The organism is Streptomyces sp. NBC_01384 (assembly GCF_045040035.1).
In the GTDB taxonomy this organism is placed as follows: domain Bacteria; phylum Actinomycetota; class Actinomycetes; order Streptomycetales; family Streptomycetaceae; genus Streptomyces.
In genome coordinates, this window is sequence record NZ_CP109559.1 from 6,702,488 (window position 1) to 6,725,594 (window position 23,107).

20 protein-coding genes and 1 riboswitch are annotated in these 23,107 nt (G+C 68.9%); of the genes, 12 read left to right on the forward strand and 8 right to left on the reverse strand.

Annotated elements, in window-relative coordinates; genetic code table 11:
- Nucleotides 1-908: 908 nt before the first annotated feature.
- The 4 genes from OG747_RS30800 to gcvT all read right to left on the reverse strand — a co-directional run bounded on the left by OG747_RS30800 (nt 909) and on the right by gcvT (nt 5,361).
- Nucleotides 909-2,276, reverse strand: coding sequence for an L-serine ammonia-lyase (locus OG747_RS30800; protein WP_405882627.1), 1,368 nt, complete (start codon nt 2,274-2,276; stop codon nt 909-911).
- Nucleotides 2,277-2,418: 142 nt separating this feature from the next.
- Entirely contained in the window at nt 2,419-3,696 is a 1,278-nt protein-coding gene (glyA, locus tag OG747_RS30805) for a serine hydroxymethyltransferase (protein ID WP_405882628.1), read from the reverse strand.
- 29 nt (nt 3,697-3,725) lie between these two features.
- Nucleotides 3,726-4,103: a glycine cleavage system protein GcvH gene (gcvH, locus tag OG747_RS30810; RefSeq protein ID WP_405882629.1), complete on the reverse strand. Its 378-nt coding sequence runs from the start codon at nt 4,101-4,103 to the stop codon at nt 3,726-3,728.
- 139 nt (nt 4,104-4,242) lie between these two features.
- Entirely contained in the window at nt 4,243-5,361 is a 1,119-nt protein-coding gene (gene gcvT, locus OG747_RS30815) for a glycine cleavage system aminomethyltransferase GcvT (RefSeq protein WP_405882630.1), read from the reverse strand.
- A 146-nt stretch (nt 5,362-5,507) separates the two neighbouring features.
- A riboswitch (glycine riboswitch) is annotated at nt 5,508-5,634 on the reverse strand.
- A gap of 169 nt (nt 5,635-5,803) precedes the next feature.
- Here gcvT and OG747_RS30820 point away from each other — a divergent pair.
- The 10 genes from OG747_RS30820 (at nt 5,804) to OG747_RS30865 (ending at nt 17,792) form a co-directional block, all read left to right on the forward strand.
- The gene (locus tag OG747_RS30820; RefSeq protein ID WP_405885766.1) at nt 5,804-6,490 is read left to right on the forward strand and encodes an AAA family ATPase; all 687 of its coding nucleotides are present in this window, start codon (nt 5,804-5,806) and stop codon (nt 6,488-6,490) included.
- Between the two features lie 93 nt (nt 6,491-6,583).
- Nucleotides 6,584-7,393 carry an enhanced serine sensitivity protein SseB gene (locus tag OG747_RS30825; protein WP_405882632.1) on the forward strand — a complete coding sequence of 270 codons (810 nt, stop codon included), beginning with the start codon at nt 6,584-6,586 and terminating at the stop codon, nt 7,391-7,393.
- Nucleotides 7,394-7,694: 301 nt separating this feature from the next.
- Nucleotides 7,695-8,492 carry an enhanced serine sensitivity protein SseB C-terminal domain-containing protein gene (locus OG747_RS30830; protein ID WP_405882633.1) on the forward strand — a complete coding sequence of 266 codons (798 nt, stop codon included), beginning with the start codon at nt 7,695-7,697 and terminating at the stop codon, nt 8,490-8,492.
- Between the two features lie 467 nt (nt 8,493-8,959).
- Entirely contained in the window at nt 8,960-9,958 is a 999-nt protein-coding gene (locus tag OG747_RS30835) for an ABC transporter permease (protein WP_405882634.1), read from the forward strand.
- 72 nt (nt 9,959-10,030) lie between these two features.
- On the forward strand, nt 10,031-11,767 hold the full coding sequence (locus OG747_RS30840; RefSeq protein WP_405882635.1) for an ABC transporter substrate-binding protein: 1,737 nt from the start codon (nt 10,031-10,033) through the stop codon (nt 11,765-11,767).
- Nucleotides 11,768-11,868: 101 nt separating this feature from the next.
- Nucleotides 11,869-12,882 (forward strand): ABC transporter permease, encoded by a 1,014-nt coding sequence (locus tag OG747_RS30845; RefSeq protein ID WP_405882636.1) that lies wholly within the window; start codon nt 11,869-11,871, stop codon nt 12,880-12,882.
- Entirely contained in the window at nt 12,879-13,967 is a 1,089-nt protein-coding gene (locus OG747_RS30850) for an ABC transporter ATP-binding protein (protein WP_405882637.1), read from the forward strand. The genes OG747_RS30845 and OG747_RS30850 overlap by 4 nt, the downstream gene beginning before the upstream one ends.
- 23 nt (nt 13,968-13,990) lie before the next feature.
- Nucleotides 13,991-15,562 carry an ABC transporter ATP-binding protein gene (locus OG747_RS30855; RefSeq protein ID WP_405882638.1) on the forward strand — a complete coding sequence of 524 codons (1,572 nt, stop codon included), beginning with the start codon at nt 13,991-13,993 and terminating at the stop codon, nt 15,560-15,562.
- 106 nt (nt 15,563-15,668) lie between these two features.
- Nucleotides 15,669-17,060: a M1 family metallopeptidase gene (locus OG747_RS30860; RefSeq protein WP_405882639.1), complete on the forward strand. Its 1,392-nt coding sequence runs from the start codon at nt 15,669-15,671 to the stop codon at nt 17,058-17,060.
- Between the two features lie 66 nt (nt 17,061-17,126).
- Nucleotides 17,127-17,792, forward strand: coding sequence for a trimeric intracellular cation channel family protein (locus OG747_RS30865; protein ID WP_405885768.1), 666 nt, complete (start codon nt 17,127-17,129; stop codon nt 17,790-17,792).
- Here the strand turns inward: OG747_RS30865 and OG747_RS30870 are convergent.
- On the reverse strand, nt 17,692-18,921 hold the full coding sequence (locus OG747_RS30870; protein WP_405885770.1) for an alpha/beta hydrolase: 1,230 nt from the start codon (nt 18,919-18,921) through the stop codon (nt 17,692-17,694). The two genes, OG747_RS30865 and OG747_RS30870, sit on opposite strands and share 101 nt — an antisense overlap.
- Before the next feature lie 215 nt (nt 18,922-19,136).
- Here OG747_RS30870 and OG747_RS30875 point away from each other — a divergent pair, with 215 nt between their 5' ends.
- Nucleotides 19,137-19,997, forward strand: coding sequence for a thioesterase family protein (locus OG747_RS30875; protein WP_405882641.1), 861 nt, complete (start codon nt 19,137-19,139; stop codon nt 19,995-19,997).
- On the opposite strand, the gene OG747_RS30880 is transcribed toward OG747_RS30875, so the two are convergent.
- Nucleotides 19,990-20,595: a TIGR03086 family metal-binding protein gene (locus OG747_RS30880; protein WP_405882642.1), complete on the reverse strand. Its 606-nt coding sequence runs from the start codon at nt 20,593-20,595 to the stop codon at nt 19,990-19,992. The two genes, OG747_RS30875 and OG747_RS30880, sit on opposite strands and share 8 nt — an antisense overlap.
- Nucleotides 20,596-20,728: 133 nt before the next feature.
- Here OG747_RS30880 and OG747_RS30885 point away from each other — a divergent pair, with 133 nt between their 5' ends.
- The gene (locus tag OG747_RS30885) at nt 20,729-21,712 is read left to right on the forward strand and encodes a helix-turn-helix transcriptional regulator (protein WP_405882644.1); all 984 of its coding nucleotides are present in this window, start codon (nt 20,729-20,731) and stop codon (nt 21,710-21,712) included.
- 118 nt (nt 21,713-21,830) lie between these two features.
- On the opposite strand, the gene OG747_RS30890 is transcribed toward OG747_RS30885, so the two are convergent.
- Together OG747_RS30890 and OG747_RS30895 are read right to left on the reverse strand one after the other, a co-directional pair.
- On the reverse strand, nt 21,831-22,118 hold the full coding sequence (locus OG747_RS30890) for a hypothetical protein (RefSeq protein WP_405882646.1): 288 nt from the start codon (nt 22,116-22,118) through the stop codon (nt 21,831-21,833).
- A 220-nt stretch (nt 22,119-22,338) separates the two neighbouring features.
- Entirely contained in the window at nt 22,339-22,965 is a 627-nt protein-coding gene (locus tag OG747_RS30895) for a TetR family transcriptional regulator (protein WP_405882647.1), read from the reverse strand.
- Nucleotides 22,966-23,107 lie beyond the last annotated feature (142 nt).

A 23,107-nucleotide genomic window follows, 5' to 3' on the forward strand; every position in this document is an offset into this window, starting at 1 on the left:
AGCAGATCACCCACTTATGATGCGCGGTCAGCGCGCATCAGAGCGAACACAACAACAGAAGAGTTATCCACTATGGTTGAAATGCCGGAGTCAGTGAAAGTGCTCGGAAACAACTGCCCCCCGTCATAGACCAGCAGGTGAACGAGTGTGCTCCCCGCACGCGCGGGGATGGCCCCTCGTCGAGCAGCCGGGCGCCGACCCGTTCCGGGTGCTCCCCGCACGCGCGGGGATGGCCCATGCTCCTCAATAGGGCAGAGGAGCTTCCAGAGTGCTCCCCGCACGCGCGGGGATGGCCCCTCGGGATGGAGGTGCGCAGATAAGGTCAGCGCGCCCCTGTGGCAGGACGCTGCACAGTGGCCCAGCAGGCCCGCATAGACGGCTAAAGTGGCCCAACCTCGGCGGGGTAGGGCCACTTTGCGTCGCTTGGTCGATGCGCTGGAGACGCTTTCCTGCCCGGCGCTGACCTGGCGGCCCGTCTGGCTGGGGCCCAAGCGCCCGCTGGCAGGACCTTCCTGGGGCCAACGTGGGGCCGGAAGGAGAGGGAAACCCCGTGAACGATCATGGAGTCCCGGCGCGCTGCATGCCTTCTGACCTGCTAGAACGCGCAAAGTGGGGACGTTCGGGGAAGGCCAGGGGAACGATCTTGCGAGCTCGTAATGCGTAGGTCCCACTACCTGACGTCCACCGACTGCACTCAACACCCTGAGACGGCCTCAAGAGCGCCGCGTCGGTCCTGGAGCAGGCCCGTTGCCCACCCGTAAACAGCGACGTTCCCTGGGGAGTCCCTGGGGAGTTTTCGGGGACTTTCACGCCTGTCCCGGGGAGTTTCTGGGGACTTTCCGCCGTGTAAGCAGGGAAGGCCCCGACAGCGCTGAAAGTTACGAACGCGCAGGTCAGGGCCCACCTCCTCAGCACTCGATGATATTGACCGCCAGCCCGCCCCGCGCCGTCTCCTTGTACTTGACGCTCATGTCCGCGCCCGTCTCCTTCATGGTCTTGATGACCTTGTCGAGGGAGACCTTGTGGGAGCCGTCGCCGCGCATGGCCATCTTGGCGGCCGTGACCGCCTTCACGGCCGCCATGCCGTTGCGTTCGATGCAGGGGATCTGGACGAGGCCGCCGACCGGGTCGCAGGTGAGGCCGAGGTTGTGTTCCATGCCGATCTCGGCGGCGTTCTCGACCTGTTCGGGGCTGCCGCCGAGGACCTCGGCGAGGGCGCCCGCGGCCATCGAGCAGGCCGAGCCGACCTCGCCCTGGCAGCCGACCTCCGCGCCGGAGATGGACGCGTTCTCCTTGAAGAGCATGCCGATGGCGCCGGCCGCGAGAAGGAAACGGACCACTCCGTCCTCGTCCGCGCCCGGGACGAAGTTGATGTAGAAGTGGAGGACCGCGGGGATGATGCCGGCGGCGCCGTTGGTGGGGGCCGTGACCACCCGGCCGCCCGCCGCGTTCTCCTCGTTCACCGCCATCGCGTAGAGCGTGATCCACTCCATCGCGTGGGCCAACGGGTCGCCCTCCGCCCGGAGTTGGCGGGCCGAGACGGCGGCGCGGCGGCGGACCTTCAGACCGCCCGGCAGGAGGCCCTCGCGGGACATGCCCCGGGAGACGCAGGACTGCATCACGCGCCAGATGGAGAGGAGGCCCTCGCGGATCTCCTCCTCCGTGCGCCAGGCGCGCTCGTTCTCCAGCATCAGGGCGGAGATCGACAGGCCGGTCTCCTTCGTCAGCCGCAGCAGCTCGTCGCCCGTGCGGAAGGGGTACTTCAGCACCGTGTCGTCGAGCTTGATGCGGTCCTCGCCCACCGCGTCCTCGTCGACCACGAAGCCGCCGCCGACCGAGTAGTACGTCTTCTCCAGGACGAGGTCGCCGGAGGCGTCGTACGCGAAGATCGTCATGCCGTTCGCGTGGTACGGCAGGGCCTTGCGGCGGTGCAGGATCAGGTCGTCGGAGAAGGAGAAGGGGATCTCGTGCGAGCCGAGCAGCTGGATGCGGCCCGACGACTTGATCTGCTCGACCCTGTCGTCGGCGCCCTCCACGTCCACCGTCCGCGGTGACGCGCCCTCCAGGCCCAGCAGCACGGCCTTCGGGGTGCCGTGGCCGTGGCCCGTCGCGCCCAGGGAGCCGTACAGCTCGGCCCGGACGGAGGCCACCGACGGCAGCAGCTCCTCGTTGCGCAGGCGGCGCGCGAACATGCGTGCCGCGCGCATCGGGCCCACCGTGTGGGAGCTGGACGGGCCTATGCCGATCGAGAACAGGTCGAAGACCGAGATGGCCACGGGGACTCCTCACAACAGGGGTGGTGCATGGGGGCGGGCGCCGCACACAGCTACGGATCCAGTGTGCGCGGCGCCCTGGTGAATCGTACGTTCCGTGCGAATTTCTGTACGAAAGTGAACTTCTGCAGGAACTGGTTCTGTACTACTTCAAGCCGGGGTACAGCGGGTGCTTGTCGGCCAGAGCGGACACCCGGGCCTTCAGGGGCTCCGCGTCGGCCGCCCCGAAGGGAGAGGGCGCCTTCAGTGCCTCGGCGATGATGTTCGCGACCTCGGTGAAGTCCTCGGCCCGGAAGCCGCGGGTGGCGAGGGCGGGCGTGCCGATGCGCAGGCCGGACGTGACCATCGGAGGGCGCGGGTCGTTCGGGACGGCGTTGCGGTTGACCGTGATGCCGACCTCGTGGAGGCGGTCCTCGGCCTGCTGGCCGTCCAGCTCGGAGTTGCGCAGGTCGACCAGGACCAGGTGCACGTCCGTGCCGCCGGAGAGGACGTCCACGCCCACGGCCTTGACGTCGTCCTGGACCAGGCGCTCGGCCAGGATCCGCGCGCCGTCCAGCGTGCGCTGCTGGCGCTCCTTGAACTCGTCCGAGGCGGCGACCTTGAAGGAGACGGCCTTGGCGGCGATCACGTGCTCCAGCGGACCGCCCTGCTGACCCGGGAAGACCGCGGAGTTGATCTTCTTGGCCAGCTCGGCCGTCGAAAGGATCACGCCACCGCGCGGGCCGCCCAGCGTCTTGTGGGTGGTGGTCGTGACGACGTGGGCGTGCGGCACCGGGTTCGGGTGCAGGCCCGCCGCCACCAGGCCGGCGAAGTGCGCCATGTCGACCATGAGGTACGCGCCGACCTCGTCCGCGATCCGGCGGAACTCGGCGAAGTCCAGCTGGCGCGGGTAGGCCGACCAGCCCGCCACGATCAGCTTCGGCTTGGACTCCTTGGCGAGGCGCTCGACCTCGGCCATGTCGACCTGGCCGGTCTCGTCGTTCACGTGGTACGGGACCACGTTGTAGAGCTTGCCGGAGAAGTTGATCTTCATGCCGTGGGTCAGGTGCCCGCCGTGCGCGAGGTTCAGACCCATGATCGTGTCGCCCGGCTTGAGCAGCGCGAACATCGCGGCCGCGTTGGCCTGGGCACCCGAGTGCGGCTGCACGTTCGCGTGCTCGGCGCCGAAGAGCGCCTTGACGCGGTCGATGGCGATCTGCTCGACCACGTCGACGTGCTCGCAGCCGCCGTAGTAGCGGCGGCCCGGGTAGCCCTCGGCGTACTTGTTGGTCAGGACCGAGCCCTGGGCCTCCATGACCGCGACCGGAGCGAAGTTCTCCGAGGCGATCATCTCCAGGGTGGACTGCTGGCGGTGCAGCTCGGCGTCGACGGCGGCGGCGACGTCCGGGTCCAGCTCGTGCAGGGGCGTGTTCAGAAGCGACATCAGTCGGAAGTCCTTAAGAGCCGGAGAACTCAAGAGCCGGAGAACTCGGTGTACTCGTCCGCGGAGAGCAGGTCGGCCGGCTCCCCCGCGACGCGTACCTTGAACAGCCAGCCGCCCTCGAAGGGGGCGGAGTTCACCAGCGACGGGTCGTCCACCACGTCCTGGTTGGCCTCCACGACCTCGCCGGTGACCGGTGCGTACAGGTCGCTGACCGACTTGGTCGACTCCAGCTCGCCGCAGGTCTCGCCCGCGGTCACCGTGTCACCGACCTCCGGAAGCTGGGCGTAGACGACATCGCCGAGCGCGTTGGCCGCGAACTCGGTGATGCCGACCGTCGAGACGCCGTCCTCGGCGACCGACAGCCATTCGTGCTCCTTGCTGTAGCGCAGCTGCTGGGGGTTGCTCATGGCCTGAATTCTCCTGTACGCGAGGGAGTGCTGATGAACGGGATGAACGGGATGACGGGATGAACGGGTGGTCCTGGGATACCAGACAGTGCGCGGCGAGGTACGTCACGTCGACGCGCACGCCACCACCCTGGTGGGACTACTTCTGGCGCTTGTAGAACGGCAGCGCCACGACCTCGTACGGCTCGTGACTGCCCCGGATGTCCACGCCCACCCCAGCCGTGCCCGGCGCGGCGTGCGCGGCGTCGACGTACGCCATCGCGATCGGCTTGCCCAGCGTGGGGGAGGGCGCGCCGGAGGTGACCTCGCCGATCACCTTGCCGTCGGCGACGACCGCGTACCCGGCGCGCGGGACGCGGCGGCCCTCGGCGACGAGCCCGACGAGCACCCGCGGGGGGTTCTCCTCGGCGCGGGAGGCGGCCTCCTGGAGCGCGGTGCGCCCCACGAAGTCCCCCTCCTTCTCGAACTTCACGACCCGCCCGAGCCCCGCGTCGAAGGGCGTGAGCGAGGTGCTCAGCTCATGCCCGTACAGCGGCATGCCCGCCTCCAGGCGCAGCGTGTCGCGGCAGGAGAGGCCGCAGGGGACGAGACCGACGGGCGCGCCCGCCTCCGTCAGCGCCTGCCACAGCTTCTCGGCGTCGGACGGGGCCACGAACAGTTCGAAGCCGTCCTCGCCCGTGTAGCCCGTGCGCGCGATCAGCGCCGGGACGCCCGCGACCGTGCCCGGCAGGCCCGCGTAGTACTTCAGGCCGTCCAGGTCGGCGTCGGTGAGGGACTTGAGGATGCCGGGGGACTCGGGGCCCTGCACGGCGATCAGCGAGTACGCGTCACGGTCGTCGCGCACGACCGCGTCGAATCCGGCCGCGCGCCCGGTCAGCGCGTCCAGCACCACCTGGGCGTTGGAGGCGTTGGCGACGACCATGTAGTCGGTCTCGGCCAGCCGGTACACGATCAGGTCGTCGAGGATGCCGCCGTCCTCCTGGCAGATCATGGTGTAGCGGGCGCGGCCGACGCCGACGGAGGCGATGTTGCCGACCAGCGCGTAGTTCAGAAGGGCGGCCGCCTGCGGGCCGGTGACAGTGATCTCGCCCATGTGGGAGAGGTCGAAGAGACCGGCCCGGGTGCGGACGGCGAGGTGCTCGTCGCGCTCGGAGCCGTATCGCAGGGGCATGTCCCAGCCCGCGAAGTCGGTCATCGTCGCGCCGAGCGAGCGATGCAGGGCATCGAGCGCGGTGAGACGGGGGGTGTTACTGCTCATCGGTGAGGCTCCCAAGGCATGACGGCGAGGTCGTTCCTCCCCATCTGTCATCGGAACCTGAGAGGTTCATCACGACCCCGCGAACGGTGGTCCTGACTTGCACCTTGGGTGGGGCCACTGGTCAGCGGCCCGCTTTTCAGATGTGCCTCGCCCGCGCGGTAACGGGGCCTGAGAGATTCAAGGGAGGGACTTGCTCCTTCGGCGCCCCAGAGACGACGTACAGACGTACATCAGCACGTCATACGTCACTGGGAACTCTCCCGCGCGGATTCAAGCGGCCGGTATGCAGTTGGCGCGCACATCATCGCACGCGCCGTCCGATCACGGCAGTCCGCATCTGTAACCGGCCTGTGGCAGTCCGCGTACGGAAACGAGAGACACCGCGCATTACCTTCTCTTTACACTCGACGGGGATGGGACTCCACACCCCAGGGGGAGGACGATCACGGTGAACAGGACCACGGCGTACGCCACGACCTCGGCCATCGCGCTGTCCAAGCCGCCCGGCGCCCAGGGCCGGGCCCGGGCCCGGGAGGCGTGCGGACCGCTTCCGACGGCCGTCGTCCGCGACCTGAGGGAGCGCGCGGGACACAGCCCGCACGGTCTGTACTTCGCGGCGGCCGACGTCGTCGTGGTCACCGGGCTGCCCGGCAGCGGCAAGTCGACCCTGATGAGCCGGGCCGTCGCAGGCGCCCGCGTCGACTCCCAGGACACCCGCGACCGCTGGGACGGCCGGCTGGCCGGCTGGCTGCCGTACGCCGTGTACCGCCCCCTTGTCCGCCTCGCGCACTACGCGGGCCTGCGCCGCGCGCTGCGCTCCGGCGCCGGAGTCGTCGTGCACGACTGCGGTACGCAGGCCTGGGTGCGCCGCTGGCTGGCCCGCGAGGCCCTGCGCCGGGGCGGCGCCCTGCACCTGCTGCTGCTCGATGTCACGCCCGGCACCGCGCTGGAGGGCCAGCGCGAGCGCGGCCGGGGCGTCTCCCGGTACGCCTTCGCCCGTCACCGGGGTGCGGTCGCCCGGTTGCTGCGCTCCGTCGAGCGCGGCGACCTGCCGGAGGGCTGCGGCTCGGCGGTCCTCCTGGACCGGGACGCGGCGGACGTACTGCACCGGATCGACTTCGGCGGCTGAGGAGCGGCCGAGAAGTCGCATGAGCCCACTAACCTTTCCAGGCAGAACACCGGAACAGTGGCGAACAGTGGTTCACAGCAGGCGGTAGAACAGATGGATTTCCCCGATTTCCCCGACTTCACGGAATCTCCGGCTGCGGCGTATCCGCACCCTCACCCCCCTCACCCCCACGGCGGCTGGCCGGGCAACGAACTGGAGGAGGTGCTCTCCGCGTCCCTCGGAGTGCCCTCGGCCGGCGGCCGCATCGTCGAGGTCCTCGGCCGCAGCTTCGTCTGGGTGCCGCTGCCCAACGGCGGCGGACCGCACGCGGGACCCCTCGACCTGCCCACGCTGGAGATCGAGGGCCAGGCGTACGTGCCGGTCTTCAGCTCCGAGGAGCAGTTCCGCCGGGTGGTCGGCAGCCATCTGTCGTACACGATCGCGCCCGCCGTCGAGTTCGCCCGCGGGCTGCCCCCGCAGGTCGGCATCGCCCTCAACCCGGACGGGGTGGTCGGCGCGCCGCTGCCGCCCCCCGCGGTCGCCGAACTGTGCCGGGCCGGGCGCACCCCGTTGGACGGGTCCGCGAGTGGCGGCCGGGTGAAGCTCTTCGAGCCCGACTGGCAGGACGACCCGGTGGACTTCCTGGCCGCGGCCTCGGCCGAGTTCGCGGCGACGGGAGTCGTGCTGACCGCCCGCCGCTGCCTGGCCAGCATCGAGGGCGGCGACCCGGTGATGTTCATCGGCGTCGAACTCTCCCTGTGGGAGGGGGACCTCCGGGCACTCCCCATGGACGCGCTCGCCCGCGCACTCGGCCGCGTCGCGGTCAAGTGGCCGGTGAACCTGGTCCTTCTCGACGTGGCCCAGGACCCGGTGGGCGACTGGATGCGCGCCGAAGTGCGCCCCTTCTACCAGCACGGCCACTGAAGCGCCCCGAAAGGGGCGCGGGGCTGCGACCATGGTGCGGCTCCGCCACGTGGGGGCGAGCGACCACGACGGACCTGCCGCGTCCCGAAGACAGCGAGCCCCGAGCTCTCAACGGCTCCCCCGGCGGAGCGCGATCGCCGCTTAAGCTGGTTTCATGAGTCGGTCGGGGTTCGGCCGAGGCGTCGTCGAAGTGCTGGACTCACGTGTGCCACCGGCATCGTCGGTGGATTGCGTGAGTTCGTCGTGGTTCGTCGTGATGTCGTGATGTCGTCATGATTTCTTCGCGAAGGGGCGGTTGAGGGTGAGCGCGTCGGGCACGGCCGCGGCCGGGCAGGTCGAGCACATGCTGCGCCAGGTGACGCCCGGGCGTTACGACGCCTACGAGGCGCTCCTTCGCGCACTCGCGACCCCGTCGTCCGGCCAGGTGTGGATGCTGCTCTGGCACGGCCAGGGCGGCTCCCCGGACGCGCAGTACGGGAACATGGAGGTGGACGGCTTCGGTTACGCGCCGTGCGTCACCTCTGCCCAGGAGCTCTCGGCCAGCGGCTGGAACCGGTCGTACGAGGTGGTCGACGGCCTCGACGTGGCCCGCACCCTCTACCCCGACCACTTCGGACTCTGGCTGAATCCGCACGCCCCCGGCGGCGGGGTCGGCATCCCGTGGCTGGACCTGCGCAGAATCGCCGCGGGCCTGGAGCGTCAACCCGCGGGCCCGCTGCGGCTGTCCGAACCGGGCATCGAGATCCCGCAGTTCTACGCCCTGCTCACCCAGAACGCGCACCGCACGTCCGCCGTGCGCTCGTTGCGCCGCGCCTGGGTGCAGCCCGCGCTCGGGGCGCCGTACCTCGCCATCGGTCTCGACGTCTACGACACCTCGCCGCCCGCCGTCGACTCGGTGCGGGCGATGATGCAGCAGTCCATCGGCGCGGTTCCGGACGGGCTGCCCGTGTCGACCGTCGCGATGTCGGACGAGTACGACCCGGTGGCGATGTGGCTGCGGGCCAACTCCCGCCCGTTCTACGACCGTGAGGCGCACGCGGCCCCGGCCCAGGCGCCGATGGCGGGTGGGTACGGCTACCCCCAGCCTCGCTCATACTGAAGACCCACTCGTTCGGTCTCTTGTTCCCCATGTGCCCGACCGTGCTGACCTGCGCGCGAGGAAGCGTAAGGGCTTGATGTCCGCTTGTGGGGCGAAGAGCGGCGAAATGGTCTTCTGTGAGCCCTTTCACCCCAATTGCTCACCGTCCGACCCCCGTTACCCGCTGTTCGGATAACGGAATCCTCCTAACAGCATCACGGTTGCGCATACTTTCTCCGTCAGCTCTGGCACGTGATCGTGGAGTCGCTGAAGACTCCCGTGTCAGATGTGGGGTCATCGATCCCGTGAGCGAGACAGTCGTAGCTCAAGTCATAGATCAAGTCATAGATCAAGTCGTAGTTCAGTCGTAGTTCCAGAGCGCAGCGGTGCCGCATCATCTGCGGCAACTGCGCACGTCGTAGGCGAGGCAAGCCGTCAACCGCGGCATGCAGAGGCCGGTGACCACCGGCGAGAAGGGTCAGGGCACTGTGACCGCACCGATCGAGACCACCGGGGCGGCTGCCGAGGCGCAGCCGGAGGCAGTCCTCGCCGGAGCCAAACAGAGCCAGATCCAAGGTCGCTCCCTCGGGCAGATCGCCTGGATCCGCTTCAAACGGGACAAGGTGGCTGTCGCCGGCGGCGTCGTCGTCATCCTCCTCATCCTGATGGCGGTTCTGGCCAAGCCCATCGAGTCGATCTTCGGTCTGGACCCCAACGCGTTCCACCAGGACCTGATCGACCCGGCCCTGCTGTCCCCCAAGGGCGGCTGGGGCGGCATCAGCTGGGAGCACCCCCTCGGCGTCGACCCGCAGTTCGGGCGCGACGTCATGACCCGCATCATCGAGGGCTCCTGGGTCTCGCTGGTGGTCGCGGGCGGCGCCACGATGCTGTCGGTCGTGATCGGTGTCGTGGCAGGTGTCGTCGCCGGTTTCTACGGCGGCTGGGTCGACACGATCATCAGCCGGGCGATGGACACCTTCCTCGCCTTCCCGATCCTGCTCTTCGCGATCTCGATCTCCGCCTCATTGCAGGACGGTGCGTTCGGACTGTCCGGACTTCCGCTGCGGATCGCTGTACTCATCTTCGTGATCGGATTCTTCAACTGGCCGTACATGGCGCGTATCGTGCGCGCGCAGACGCTCAGCCTGCGTGAACGCGAGTTCGTGGAGGCCGCCCGCAGCCTGGGTGCTCGCGGGCCGTTCATCCTCTTCCGGGAGCTGCTGCCCAACCTCGTCGCGCCGATCCTGGTCTACGCGACGCTGCTGATCCCGACGAACATCCTCTTCGAGGCGGGCCTCAGCTTCCTCGGCGTGGGCATCGCCCCGCCCCAGGCCTCCTGGGGCGGCATGCTCACCAGCGCCGCCGGCCTCTACGAGACCGATCCGGTGTACATGATCGTGCCGGGCCTGGCCATCTTCATCACGGTCCTGGCATTCAACCTGCTGGGCGACGGGCTGCGTGACGCACTCGATCCCCGCAGCAAGTAACGCGCGGCAACAGTCAGTTCGTCCGCCGCAACCATCAATTGAGGGGGCTTTCCTCAGGTGAAAACCAAGAAAGTGACAGCCGCAGTCGCCACGGTCGTGGCGCTGTCGCTGGGTGCGTCCGCGTGCAACTCGGGCGGGAGCAGCAGCAAGGGGGGCTCCTCCGGCAAGGCGAACGCCGCGCTCACGTCCGTGGTGAACCCGAGCACCAAGAAGGGCGGCACCGTCTCCTACGAGATGTCCGACGTCCCTGACTCGCTCGACCCGGGCAACGACTACTACGGCTGGGTGCAGAACTTCTCCCGCCTCTACGCGCGTTCGCTCACCACGTTCAAGCCCGCCGCGGGCAAGGCCGGCCTCGAAGTGGTCCCGGACCTGGCCCAGGGCCTGGGTGTGCCCAGCGACGGCGCCAAGACCTGGACGTACAAGCTGCGCCCCGGCCTGAAGTTCGACGACGGCACCCCGATCACCTCGAAGGACGTCAAGTACGCCGTCGAACGCTCCAACTTCGCTCCCGAGGCGCTGTCCAACGGTCCGACGTACTTCAAGGCGCACCTCATCGGTGGCGACAAGTATCAGGGTCCCTACAAGGACAAGTCGAAGGACGGCCTCAAGTCCATCGAGACGCCGGACGACACGACGATCGTCTTCAAGCTGAAGGACCCCTTCGCGGACTTCGACTACCTGGCGACGTTCAACCAGACGGCGCCGGTGCCGCAGGCGAAGGACACGGGCGCCTCGTACGTCCAGCACATCGTGTCCTCGGGCCCGTACAAGTTCCAGTCGTACGAGGAGGGCAAGGGCGCGACCCTCGTCCGCAACCCCAACTGGGTCCAGTCGACCGACCCGGTCCGCAATCCCCTGCCCAACAAGATCACCATCCGGTTCAAGGTCAACCAGACCACCGTCGACAACAGTCTGATGGGGGACAACCTCACGGTTGACGCGGCCGGTACCGGTGTCGCCCCGGAGACCCAGCCGAAGGTCCTGACCAACTCCCAGTACAAGGGCCAGCTGGACAGCTCCTACGCCGGTGCGACCGAGTACATGGGTCTCAACCTGAACGTGAAGCCGTTCGACAACATCAACTGCCGCAAGGCCGTGCAGTGGGGTCTCGACAAGGCCTCGGTCCAGGCCGCGGCCGGCGGTGACCCGAAGGGTGACGTCGCCACCACGCTGCTGCCGCCGACGGTCAACGGCTACACCAAGTTCGACACGTACCCGACCGCGGGCAACAAGGGCGACATCGCCAAGGCCAAGGCGGCGCTGACGGCGTGTGGCAAGCCGAACGGCTTCACCACCAACCTGACGGCCCGCTCGGACCGCGCGTCGGAGATGGCCATGGCCACCGCCATCCAGGCCTCGATGAAGAAGATCGGCATCACGGTCAACATCAAGTCCTACCCGGCCGGTAAGTACTTCACGAACTTCGCGGGTGTCCCGAGCTACGTGCACGAGCACGACCTCGGCATGATCATGACCGCGTGGGGTGCCGACTGGCCGACCGGCTTCGGCTTCCTGGACCAGATCGTCAACGGCTCGGCCATCAAGCCGTCCGGCGGCAACAACGTCTCGGAGCTGAACGACCCGGCGATCAACAAGGCGCTGAACGACGCCATCGCCAACACCGACACCGCCGCGCGCACCAAGGCGTGGGGCGACATCGACAAGATGGTCCTGGACAACGCCTCCGTCGTCCCGCTGATCTACCGCAAGAACCTGCTGCTGCGGCCGACCTCCGCGACGAACGTCACGGTCACCCAGGCCTACCTCGGCATGTACGACTACCTGCTGATGAGCTCCTCCAAGTAGCAGTGGGCCCGTTGGGCCGAAGAGACTGAAAGGCAGGTGAAGGCGCCGGTGTGCCGCCGGCCGGGCAACCCCCGGCCGGCGGGCACCGATGCCGGACAGCTGTGGCTGCGTACATCATCCGACGCGTGTTTGGCGCTGTGGTGCTGCTGCTGATCGTCAGCGCCGTCACCTTTGCGATTTTCTTCCTCGTCCCCCGGCTCGCCGGGCAGTCGATGGACCAACTGGCCGCCCAGTACGTGGGCAAGGACGCCAACAAGGCGTCCATCGAGGCGGTGAAACAGAACCTCGGGTTCGACAAACCGCTCTACGAGCAGTACTGGCACTTCATCAAGCAGATCTTCGTGGGCGCGGACTACAAGTTCGGCCCCGACGCCTCGCACTGCTCCGCGCCGTGCTTCGGCTACTCCTTCAAGTCGCACATCGAGGTGTGGCCGCAGATCACCGAGCGCATCCCGGTGACCTTCTCGCTCGCCATCGGTGCGGCGGTCATCTGGGTCACCACCGGTGTGGCGACGGGCGTCCTGTCGGCGCTCAAGCGGGGCTCCTTCCTCGACCGCTTCTTCATGGGTGTCGCCCTCGCCGGCGTCTCCCTCCCGATCTTCTTCACCGGCCTGCTGGCGCTGGGCGTCTTCACGGTCCAGTGGCCGATCTGGGGCAACGGCATCAACTACGTGAACTTCACCGACAATCCGGCGGAGTGGGCGTGGAACCTGCTGATCCCGTGGTGCTCTCTCGCGTTCCTCTACTCGGCGCTCTATGCCCGGCTCACCCGGGCCGGGATGCTGGAGACCATGAGCGAGGACTACATCCGGACCGCCCGGGCGAAGGGCCTGCCCGAGTCCAAGGTGGTCGTCAAGCACGGTCTGCGGGCCGCGCTGACGCCGATCGTCACCATCTTCGGCATGGACTTCGGCCTGCTCATCGGCGGCGCCGTCATCACGGAGAACGTCTTCTCCTTCCAGGGCCTCGGCTTCTACGCCGTCAAGGGCGTCTCGGACAACGACCTGCCGATCGTCCTGGGCGTGACCCTGGTCGCCGCCTTCTTCATCGTCGTCTGCAATCTGCTGGTGGACCTGGTGTACGCCGCCATCGATCCCCGGGTGAGGCTCTCATGACTGAACTCAGCAAGACCGGAGCCGCAGTTGGTGAGCCCGTGGCGACCCCGCCGGCCGACACCGAGGGGGCCTTCCTCTCGGTACGCGACCTGCGCATCCACTTCGACACCGACGACGGCCTGGTGAAGTCCGTGGACGGCGTCAGCTTCGATGTGAAGCCCGGCAAGACCCTCGGCATCGTGGGCGAGTCCGGCTCCGGCAAGTCGGTCACCTCGCTCGGCATCATGGGCCTGCATCACACCGCCAAGGCGAAGATCTCCGGCGAGGTGTGGCTGGACGGCGAGGAGCTCATCGGCGCCGACCCCGACCATGTACGGCGGCTGCGCGGCAAGAAGATGGCGATGATCTTCCAGGATCCGCTGTCGGCCATGCACCCGTACTACACGGTGGGCGCCCAGATCATCGAGGCCTACCGCATCCACCACAAGGTCACCAAGAAGGTGGCACGGACCCGCGCGATCGAGATGCTCGACCGGGTCGGCATCCCCGAGCCGGGTAAGCGCGTCGACAACTACTCGCACGAGTTCTCCGGCGGTATGCGCCAGCGTGCGATGATCGCGATGGCACTGGTCAACAACCCCGAACTGCTCATCGCCGACGAGCCGACCACAGCCCTGGACGTCACCGTCCAGGCGCAGATCCTCGACCTGATCCGGGATCTGCAGAAGGAGTTCGGCTCCGCGGTCATCATGATCACCCACGACCTGGGCGTGGTCGCCGAGATGGCCGACGACATCCTGGTGATGTACGGCGGCCGCTGCGTCGAGCGCGGTACGGCCGAGAAGGTGTTCTACGAGCCCCGGCACCCCTACACCTGGGGTCTGCTCGGCTCGATGCCGCGCCTGGACCGTGCGCAGACCGAACGCCTCATCCCGGTCAAGGGCTCCCCGCCCTCGCTGATCAACGTCCCGTCCGGCTGCGCCTTCAACCCGCGCTGCCCGTACGCGGACCTGCCCAAGGACAACCTCACCCGCACGGTTCGCCCCGAGCTGACCGAGGTGGGTAGCGCGCACTGGGCCGCCTGCCACATGACGCAGGAGCAGCGCGAGAAGATCTGGATCGAAGAGATTGCGCCCAAGCTGTGAGTGAGAACGCAGAGGACAAAGCAGTGACCATCCCTGCACAGAGCGGTGGCGCGACCCTCACCAAGGACCCCGCCCCCGGCGAGATCCTGCTCAAGGTGACCGGGCTGCAGAAGCACTTCCCGATCCGGAAGGGCCTGCTGGGGCGCCAGGTTGGCGCCGTGCGCGCCGTCGACGGCATCGACTTCGAGGTGCGCGCGGGGGAGACCCTGGGTGTGGTGGGCGAGTCCGGCTGTGGCAAGTCCACGATGGGCCGGCTGGTCACGCGGCTGCTCGAACCGACCGGTGGCAAGGTCGAGTTCCAGGGCAAGGACATCACGCACCTCAGCACCGGGGGCATGCGCCCGCTGCGCCGCGATGTGCAGATGATCTTCCAAGACCCGTTCTCGTCGCTGAACCCGCGCCACACGATCGGCACGATCGTCAGTGCTCCCTTCAAGCTGCAGGGCGTCAAGCCCGAGGGCGGCATCAAGAAGGAAGTGCAGCGGATGCTTGAGGTCGTCGGCCTCAACCCCGAGCACTACAACCGCTATCCGCACGAGTTCTCCGGCGGTCAGCGCCAGCGCATCGGCATCGCCCGTGCGCTCGCGCTCAACCCGAAGCTGGTCGTCGCGGACGAGCCGGTGTCGGCGCTCGACGTGTCGATCCAGGCGCAGGTCGTCAACCTCCTCGACGACCTGCAGCAGGAGCTCGGCCTGACGTACGTGATCATCGCGCACGACCTGTCGGTCGTCCGGCACGTCTCGGACCGGATCGCGGTGATGTACCTCGGCAAGATCGTGGAACTCGCCGACCGCGACTCGCTCTACACCGCGCCGATGCACCCGTACACCAAGGCGCTGATGTCCGCGGTGCCGATCCCGGACCCGGCGCGGCGCAACACCAAGAGCGAGCGCATCCTCCTCAGGGGCGACGTACCCTCGCCGATCTCGCCGCCGAGCGGCTGCCGCTTCCACACGCGGTGCTGGAAGGCGACGCAGATCTGCAAGACGACCGAGCCGCCGCTCCTGGAGCTGAAGCCCGGCCAGCAGGTCGCCTGCCACCACCCGGAGAACGCGGAGGACCAGGCTCCGCAGGACGTGGTCCTGCTCTCCGCCGCCAAGGAGGCCATCGAGCTGGTACCGGAAGCGGTCCGGGCGGAGGGCGCATCCGCGGAGGAGGGGGCTGCGGCTGAGGAGACTCCCGCGGCTGAGGAGGCTTTGGAGGTTGCTGAGACCCCCGAGACGTCCAAGACCCCCAAGGCCCAGGAGCCGGTGACGGCGACGGACACGCCCGCCGCAACCGCTTCGACCACGGAACCGGAGGAAGCGGCCGAGGCCGCCGACGAGCCTGAGACGGCGGACGAGACCGCCGCGGACGAAGCGGACGCCTCCGCGGCAGCGGACGAGGCTGCCGCAGGCGAAGAGCCCGCGGAAGCGGAAGCCCCCGCCGCAGGCGACGGGCCCGCAGCTGACGAGTCCGCGGCCGGTGACGAACCCGCCGCAGGCGACGAAGTCGCGGCCGGTGATGCCCCCGCCGGAGGCGACAAGTCTGCCTCCGCCAAGCCCGCCGCCCAGGCGCCCGCGGAAGCCGATGGTCAGGAGTCAACTGACAAGTAGGCCATGACGATTGGGCAAAGTCATGAACATGCCCGAACGGGAGAGTGCAGAGTCTCGCGTGTCCAACTGATCGGGAACGATCGGAACACGTACGAAAGGGACGCTCATGGCACTCTCCCGTTCGGCACGTTTAGGGGCCCTCGCCACCGCGGCGGCCTCCTTCCTCGTCATCGCCGCCTCATCCGCCCCGAGCCCGGGCGCCGACGGCATCGGCGACTCCTACTTCCCCCAGCTCGGCAACGGCGGCTTCGACGCCCGCCACTACGACCTGGACGTGGCGTACAACCCGGACACCGCCCGCCTCGACGGCCGGACGACGCTCACGGCCCGCGCCACCCAGTCCCTCTCCTCCTTCGACCTCGACCTCCAGAAGCTGGAGGTCACCCGCGTCGAAGTGAACGGCAGACGCGCCGACTTCACGCGCGACGGGGACGAGATCCACATCACCCCGCACGGCGCGCTCCCCAAGGGCAGGACCTTCACCGTCACCGTCACCTACGGCGGTGTCCCCGAAGCCCTCAACGGCCCCATCGTCTTCGGCTCCGACTACGGGTGGATGAAGACCACCGACGGCGTCTTCGTCGCCTGCGAGCCCAACGCCGCCTCCACCTGGTTCCCATCCAGCGACCACCCCTCCGACAAGGCCACCTACGACATCCGGATCAAGGCACCCAAGGGTCTGACCGGCGTCTCCAACGGCCGGCTGGTCTCGACGTACGACAAGGGCGAGCAGACCGTCACGCACTGGCGCGAGAGCAGGCCGATGGCGACCTATCTCGCGACCGCGACCATCGGGAAGTTCGACGTGAAGACGGGGACGACCCCGGCCGGGACCCCCATCTACGTCGCCATCGACCCGGTGCTCGCGAACAGCAACAGCGTCGACGTGTACGCCGTCACGGCCGAGGCCACCGACTACTGGTCGCAGGTCTTCGGGCCCTACCCCTTCGAGGAGACGGGCGCGATCGTCGACGACATGCCGGAGGCCGGGTTCTCGCTGGAGGTGCAGTCGAAGCCCGCCTACTCCGCCGTGCGCTCGGAGTCGACCATCGTGCACGAGCTGGCCCACCAGTGGTTCGGCGACTCCGTCTCGGTGGAGCGCTGGAAGGACATCTGGCTGAACGAGGGCTTCGCGACCTACGCCCAGTGGCTGTGGTCCGAGCACAAGGGCATCCGCTCGGCGCACGACTCCTTCCTCGCCGGGTACAACGCGAGGCCCGCGGACGCCGCCTTCTGGCAGACCGTGGTCGCCGACCCGCAGCGCGACACCATGTTCTCCTCGGCGGTCTACCAGCGCGGCGCGATGACCCTCCAGATGCTGCGCGAGCGCATCGGCGACACCGCGTTCTTCAAGCTGCTGCCCGCCTGGACGAAGCTCCACAAGTACGGCAACGCCAACACCGCCGACTTCATCAAGCTGGCCGAGAAGGTCTCGGGGCAGCAACTCGACGACCTCTTCCAGACCTGGCTGTTCACCACGGGGAAACCCGCCCTGTAATCGTGCGGGCCGCCTGAAGGCCTTTCTTCGCAAGGCGCACGACCCGTGACAGGTGAGAATGTCCGGGTGTTCGAGAACCTGTTCAGCCCCTCCGTCCAGCATGTGCTCGACCTCGTGGGGATCTTCGTCTTCGCGATCTCCGGCGCGCTGCTGGCCGTCCGCAAGAACTTCGACGTCTTCGGCATCGCCGTCCTCGCCGAGGTCACCGCGCTGGGCGGAGGGCTGTTCCGGGACCTGGTCATCGGGGCCGTACCCCCGGCCGCGTTCACCGACCTCGGCTACTTCAGCACCCCGCTGCTCGCCGCCCTGCTGGTGTTCTTCCTCCACCCCGAGGTGGAGCGGATCCAGGTCGGCGTCAACATCTTCGACGCGGCCGGGCTCGGCCTGTTCTGCGTCGCGGGCACCACGAAGGCGTACGAGTACGGGCTCGGCCTGACCGCCTCCGCCGCCCTGGGCCTGGCCACCGCGGTCGGCGGCGGTGTGCTGCGCGACGTTCTCGCCAACGAGGTGCCCTCACTGCTGCGCTGGGACCGCGATCTGTACGCGGTCCCAGCGATCGTCGGCGCCACGATGGTGGTCCTGTGCATCCGCTACGACGCGCTGACCCCCTTCACCAGCGGGCTCGCCGCCGTCACCGCTTTCGTCCTGAGGCTGCTCGCGATGCGCTTCCACTGGCGAGCGCCGCGTGCTTGGAATCGCCGCTCGACGGCGACGGAGGCTGAGACTCCTTAGCGCGGGCGCCGGGCCCGATCTGCTGGGTCAGCCAGCGGAACACCTCCGGGACCTGCGGCCGCCACAGGGCCATGTTGTGGCCCCCGGCGCTCCGCGGCAGCAGCACCACCTGCACGGTCGTCGGCGATTTCGCGATCGACTGCAGCGCCGCGGCCGCCTGGTAGCCGTCGCGGGCCTCGCCGGAGAGGTAGAGCGCGACGTGCGGCGGGGTGCGGTAGGCCTTGAGCAGCAGGAAGGGGTTGTTCTGCCGCCGCAGCGCGACGGTCTCTGCGGCGAGCGAATTGCGTTCGCCGATCGGGTCGTTGTAGCCGGACATGCTCACCGCGGCCCGGTAGCGGTCGGGGTGGGCGACCGCGAGCTTGGTCGCGCAGTGCGCCCCCGCCGAGTACCCGGCCACCCCCCAGCCGTCCGGCCCGGACTTCGCCCGGAAGTTGTCCGTCACCATCTTCGGCACGTCGATGCTGAGCCAGCTGTCGGCGTTCACCTTGCCGGCGACGTTCGCGCAGCCCGTGTCCACCTTGGCCAGCAGCGTGGTGCGCGGCGCCACCAGGATGAACGGTGCGACCTGCCCGTCGCGCATCAGCGGCAGCAACTGCTCATGCACCTTCATGGACCCGAACCATGCCTTCGCCGAGCCCGGATAGCCGGGCAGCAGCTCCACGACGGGGAACTTCCGGTTGCGGTAGGCGGGTTCGTTGTACTGCGGGGGCAGCCATACGTAGACCTCGGCGTCGACGCCCGACACCTGGCCGTGCAACTGGGTGACGCGCACCCCGCCCGCCTGGTGCATACCGGGGCCGTCGGCCAGCGAGAACGACTGATGGACCTTGGGCAGTCGACTCACCGAGACACCGCCGGTGCCGTCCCGGCCGAGGTCGGCGGCCGCCCGTACGTGGTTGCCCGTGCCGATGAGGTCCGACCAGTTGTCGTACAGGCTGTTGGCGTTGTTCACGAGCACGAAGACGAGTGTGATCGCCGTGCCCTGGGCGAACAGCAGCATCAGCATCCGGGCCGCGCTGCGCACCGGCGCGGGGCCGGGGATGCGCGACCACAGCACGAGGGGAAGGGCGAGGGCGACCGCGACCAGGACGATCGTGGTGAGGAGGAACGGCGTTCCGGTGAGGCTCACGGTGTGTGCGGCTCTTCCTGTGACGGGCTGGATCGGGTTCTGCAGCTGCATCGGGTTCTATGTCCCTTGAGAGGGGCATCCGAAGCCGTTGGTTCACGGAAGAGTGCGGACACTTACTGAGAAATTGCCGAATGCTCACCCTCGGCACGGCGGATGTCACCTGCGTGAAACAGAAAAAGCTACTGCTTAGTAATTTCTTGTTGTACCGTTCAGGCATGTCAGAAGCAGCTACCGCGCAGGCCGCGCGAGCCACGATCGGTGACAGCGAGTTCGACCGCGACACCGCGGTCACCCTGCGCGAATCCGGCGTCTACGACATCGACCTGTCCGCCGGATGGACCATCATCAGCGCCGTCAACGGCGGCTATCTGCTGGCCGTCCTCGGCCGCGCCCTCCGGCACGCCCTGCCGCACCCCGACCCGTTCACCATCTCCGCGCACTACCTGACCGCGTCGCAACCCGGCCCCGCGGTGGTCCGCACGGATGTCGTCCGGACGGGGCGGACCCTGTCGACCGGCCAGGCCTCGCTCTTCCAGTACGACGACGAGGGCCGCGAGGTCGAACGGATCCGGGTGCTCGCCTCGTACGGCGATCTCGACGCCCTGCCCGACGACGTCCGCACCACGGCGACGCCGCCCGTGATCCCGCCCATGGAGCACTGCTTCGGGCCGGAGGACGGACCGGCCCCCGTCGACGGCAGCTCCGCCATCACCGAGCGGCTGATGCTCAAGCTCGACCCGTCGACCCTGGGCTGGGCCCTCGGGGCGCCGTCCGGGAAGGGTGAGATGCGGTCCTGGTTCGGGCTCGCCGACGGCCGCGACCCCGACCCCCTCTCGCTGCTCCTCGCGGTCGACGCGCTGCCGCCCACCGCCTTCGAGATCGGACTGTCCGGCTGGGTGCCGACGGTCGAACTGACGGTCCATGTGCGCTGCCGTCCGGCGCCCGGTCCGCTGCGGGTGTCGATCACCACCCGCAACCTCGCCGGCGGCTTCCTGGAGGAGGACGCCGAGGTGTGGGACAGCGCGGACCGACTGGTCGCGCAGTCCCGACAGCTCGCCCGGGCCCGGCTCAGCTGAGCTGCCGCCGGCCGAGGTAGGCCGCGAGCCGCCCGTAGACGTCGGCCCCCTCGGGGGCCGGCAGCACGGAGCCGAACGGCAGCTCCTCGCCGTCCTCGGGGTCCTCGCGCTGCTCTTCGGGCAGCACGCGGCGGGCGATGGCGAGCGCGAACTCGGCCGGCTCCGGATCGAGTGCGAACGGCCGCCCGAGAGCCTCGGAGAGATCCCACGTGTGGGTGACGGCCTCCATCACGTACCCCGACAGGGCGATACGTCCGGGGACCTCGCCCCACGGCACAGTGACGAGGGCGTCCAGGCGCGCCTCGTCCGCCCAGGCCTTCCGCACCTCCGTCCTGACCTCTTCGTACGCCGCGCTCCAGCCGTCGTCCGGCACGCCGTCGAGATACGGCTGTACGGCCATCCCGTCACCGCCCGCGCCGACCACGGCGATCCGGCGGGTACCGCCCGCGATGTGCGACAGCAGGGTCCGTACGTCGAACTCGGCACACGGGGTGGGACCGGCGAGCTGCTCCGGCCGAACCGTCCTGACCAGCGCGGCGATCTGCTCGGCGGCGCGGGTGTAGAGGGGGCGGGGGTCGATGTTCATGGCGGGGGTCATGGCGGGCCTCTTCTGCTTCTCGTACTTCTCGTCGATTCGGTGCGCTCAGGCTCGCCGCATAACCTGACAGTTTCCGTCAGCTTTTTTCGAGGACTCCCGGTGGGTGTGATCGGGGGTGCGCGATCCTGGGCGCGTGAAGTCCGACCGCCTGCTCTCGATCCTTCTGCTGCTGCAGACCCGCGGCCGCGTCCCCGCGCACGAACTCGCCGACCGCCTGGAGGTGTCGGTGCGCACCATCTACCGCGACATCGAGGCCCTGTCGGCCTCCGGCGTCCCGGTGTACGCCGAGCGCGGGCGGCACGGCGGCATCGAACTGCTCGCCGGATTCCGTACGGACGTCACGGGGCTGACCGCCGACGAGTCCCGCGCGCTGTTCATCCTGGCCGCGCAGGGCGCGCACGCCGCACTCGGCCTGGACGCGGCGCTCGGCTCCGCGCTGCGCAAGGTGATGGCCGCGCTGCCGGCGCCGTACCGCCCGGCCGCCGAGGTGACCAGCCGCCGCATCCTCGTCGACGCGACGCGCTGGAAGGGCGGCCCGCAGCGGGCGGTCGACCTGGAGGTGCTGCAGGACGCGGTCTTCGCCGACCGGCGGCTGCGGCTGCGCTACCGGCACGGCGGGCACACCGAGCCCAGCACCTACACCGTCGACCCGTACGGGCTCGTGTCCAAGGCGGGCGTCTGGTACCTCGTCGCCGACCGGCGCGGCGGGCCGCGGCTCTTCCGCGCCGACCGGGTGCAGTCGGCGACACTCCTGAGCGATCCGGTGAAGCGGCGCCCGGGCGTCGAACTCGGAGCCGTCTGGGAGGTGTTGCGGCGCCAGGTCGAGGAGCGTCCGGGTGGTCTCGATGTCACAGTTCGGGTACGACGCTCCCGCCTCGACATGTTCCTGCGCCTCAACGCGGCCTCCCTCACGGCGCTCCCGGAGGACGACGGGGAGAGCGAGTGGGTGCTCGCGCACCTGTCGTACGGCGTCGTCCGCGAGGCCCGCACGCTGCTGGCCTTCGCGGACACGGTGGAGGTGGTGTCGCCGCCGGAGGTGCGGGCGGAACTGGCCGGGGCGGCGGCCGCGATCGGCGCCGTGTACGGCGGGGACCGCGGCCCGCGCGAGGGAAGCTGACCCACAGGTAACCACAGGTTCGGCACAGCGCGGCCCTACGTGGATCTGGTCCTCTGTGCACCACTCATCCCGCACTCATCCGGTCTTCATCAACCGGTCCATGCGACTTGACTGGGAGTTACCTCATGAACCGTCGTGCCCGACTCGTCCCCGCCGTCGCCCTGCTGGCGCTCTCGCCGCTGCTGGCGGCCTGTGGTTCGGGTGACTCGTCGTCGTCCTCGTCCTCGTCCTCGTCCTCGAACAGCGGCAACGCGAGCCAGAACTGTCGGCGGCCCTCCGGCATGCCGAGCGGAGGTCCGTCGGGCATGCCGACCGGTGGGCGCTCCGGTATGCCCACGGGCTCGCCCTCCGGGACGCCGTCGAACATGCCCACCGGCAAGATGCCGTCCGGGGGTCCCTCGGGCATGCCGTCCGGTGGTCCGGGCGGTGGCGGGCAGAGCGGCTGTGGCGGCGGCCCGGGTGGTGGCGGCCAGCAGGGTCAGGGGCAGCCGGCCGCGCAGGGCTGAGCCGGTCTCAGCGCTCTCAGGGGTGGCGTACTCGATGAACGGGTGCGTCACCCCATCCGGGTGCGTCACTCCAGCCGGTTGCGTCAACCTATCCAGTTGCGTCACCCCAGCCAGATTGCGTCACCCCAGCCAGTTGCGGCGGCCGATGCTGATCAGCAGCATCTGCCGGGCCGCCACGCGGGCCACCCGCTCCCGCTCCTCCTGCGACGCCTCCAGCGCCTCCAGGTACTGCGAGGCCGTCATGAGCATCTGGTCGACGTACAGGCCCGCGAGCATCAGCAGATCGTCGTCGCTCCACCCCTTCGACTCGGGGTGTTTGGCCAGCTCGACCTTCACCTCCTCGGCGAAGCGCTCCAGTTGCTCCCGGATCGCCTGCCGCACCGCCTGGACGCCACCGTGCCGCTCGCGCGCGATGAAACGGACGTGCGCGGGGTGCGTCTCGACATGGTGGGCGATCAGGTCGACCGCGCGCTCGATGCGTTCGCCGCTGTCGCCGGCCGCGAGGACCGTGTCCCCGATCATCGGGTGCAGGCTGCCGAGCGCCTCCTCGACCAGTGCCACGCCGAGGTCCGCCGTCGAGCGGAAGTGCCGGTAGAAGGCGGTCGGGGCGACTCCGACGGCGCGGGTGACCTCGCGCAGACCCAGGCTGCTCAGGCTCTGTTCCTCCAGCAGCTCCAACGCCGCGTCCAGGAGCGCCTGTCGGGTCTTCTGCTTCTGGACCTGGCGGATGCCGAGAGTGTGACTCATGCCATGCAGTTAACAACTGTTCTCTGGAATTGAAAAGCCGCGCGACGCGTTAGACTCAAGAGTCAGTGAACGAGTGTTACTACAATCGTTCACTGAGTCGTCAAGTCCCCGAAACATTCGGGGTTCACCGTCGAGAGGCACC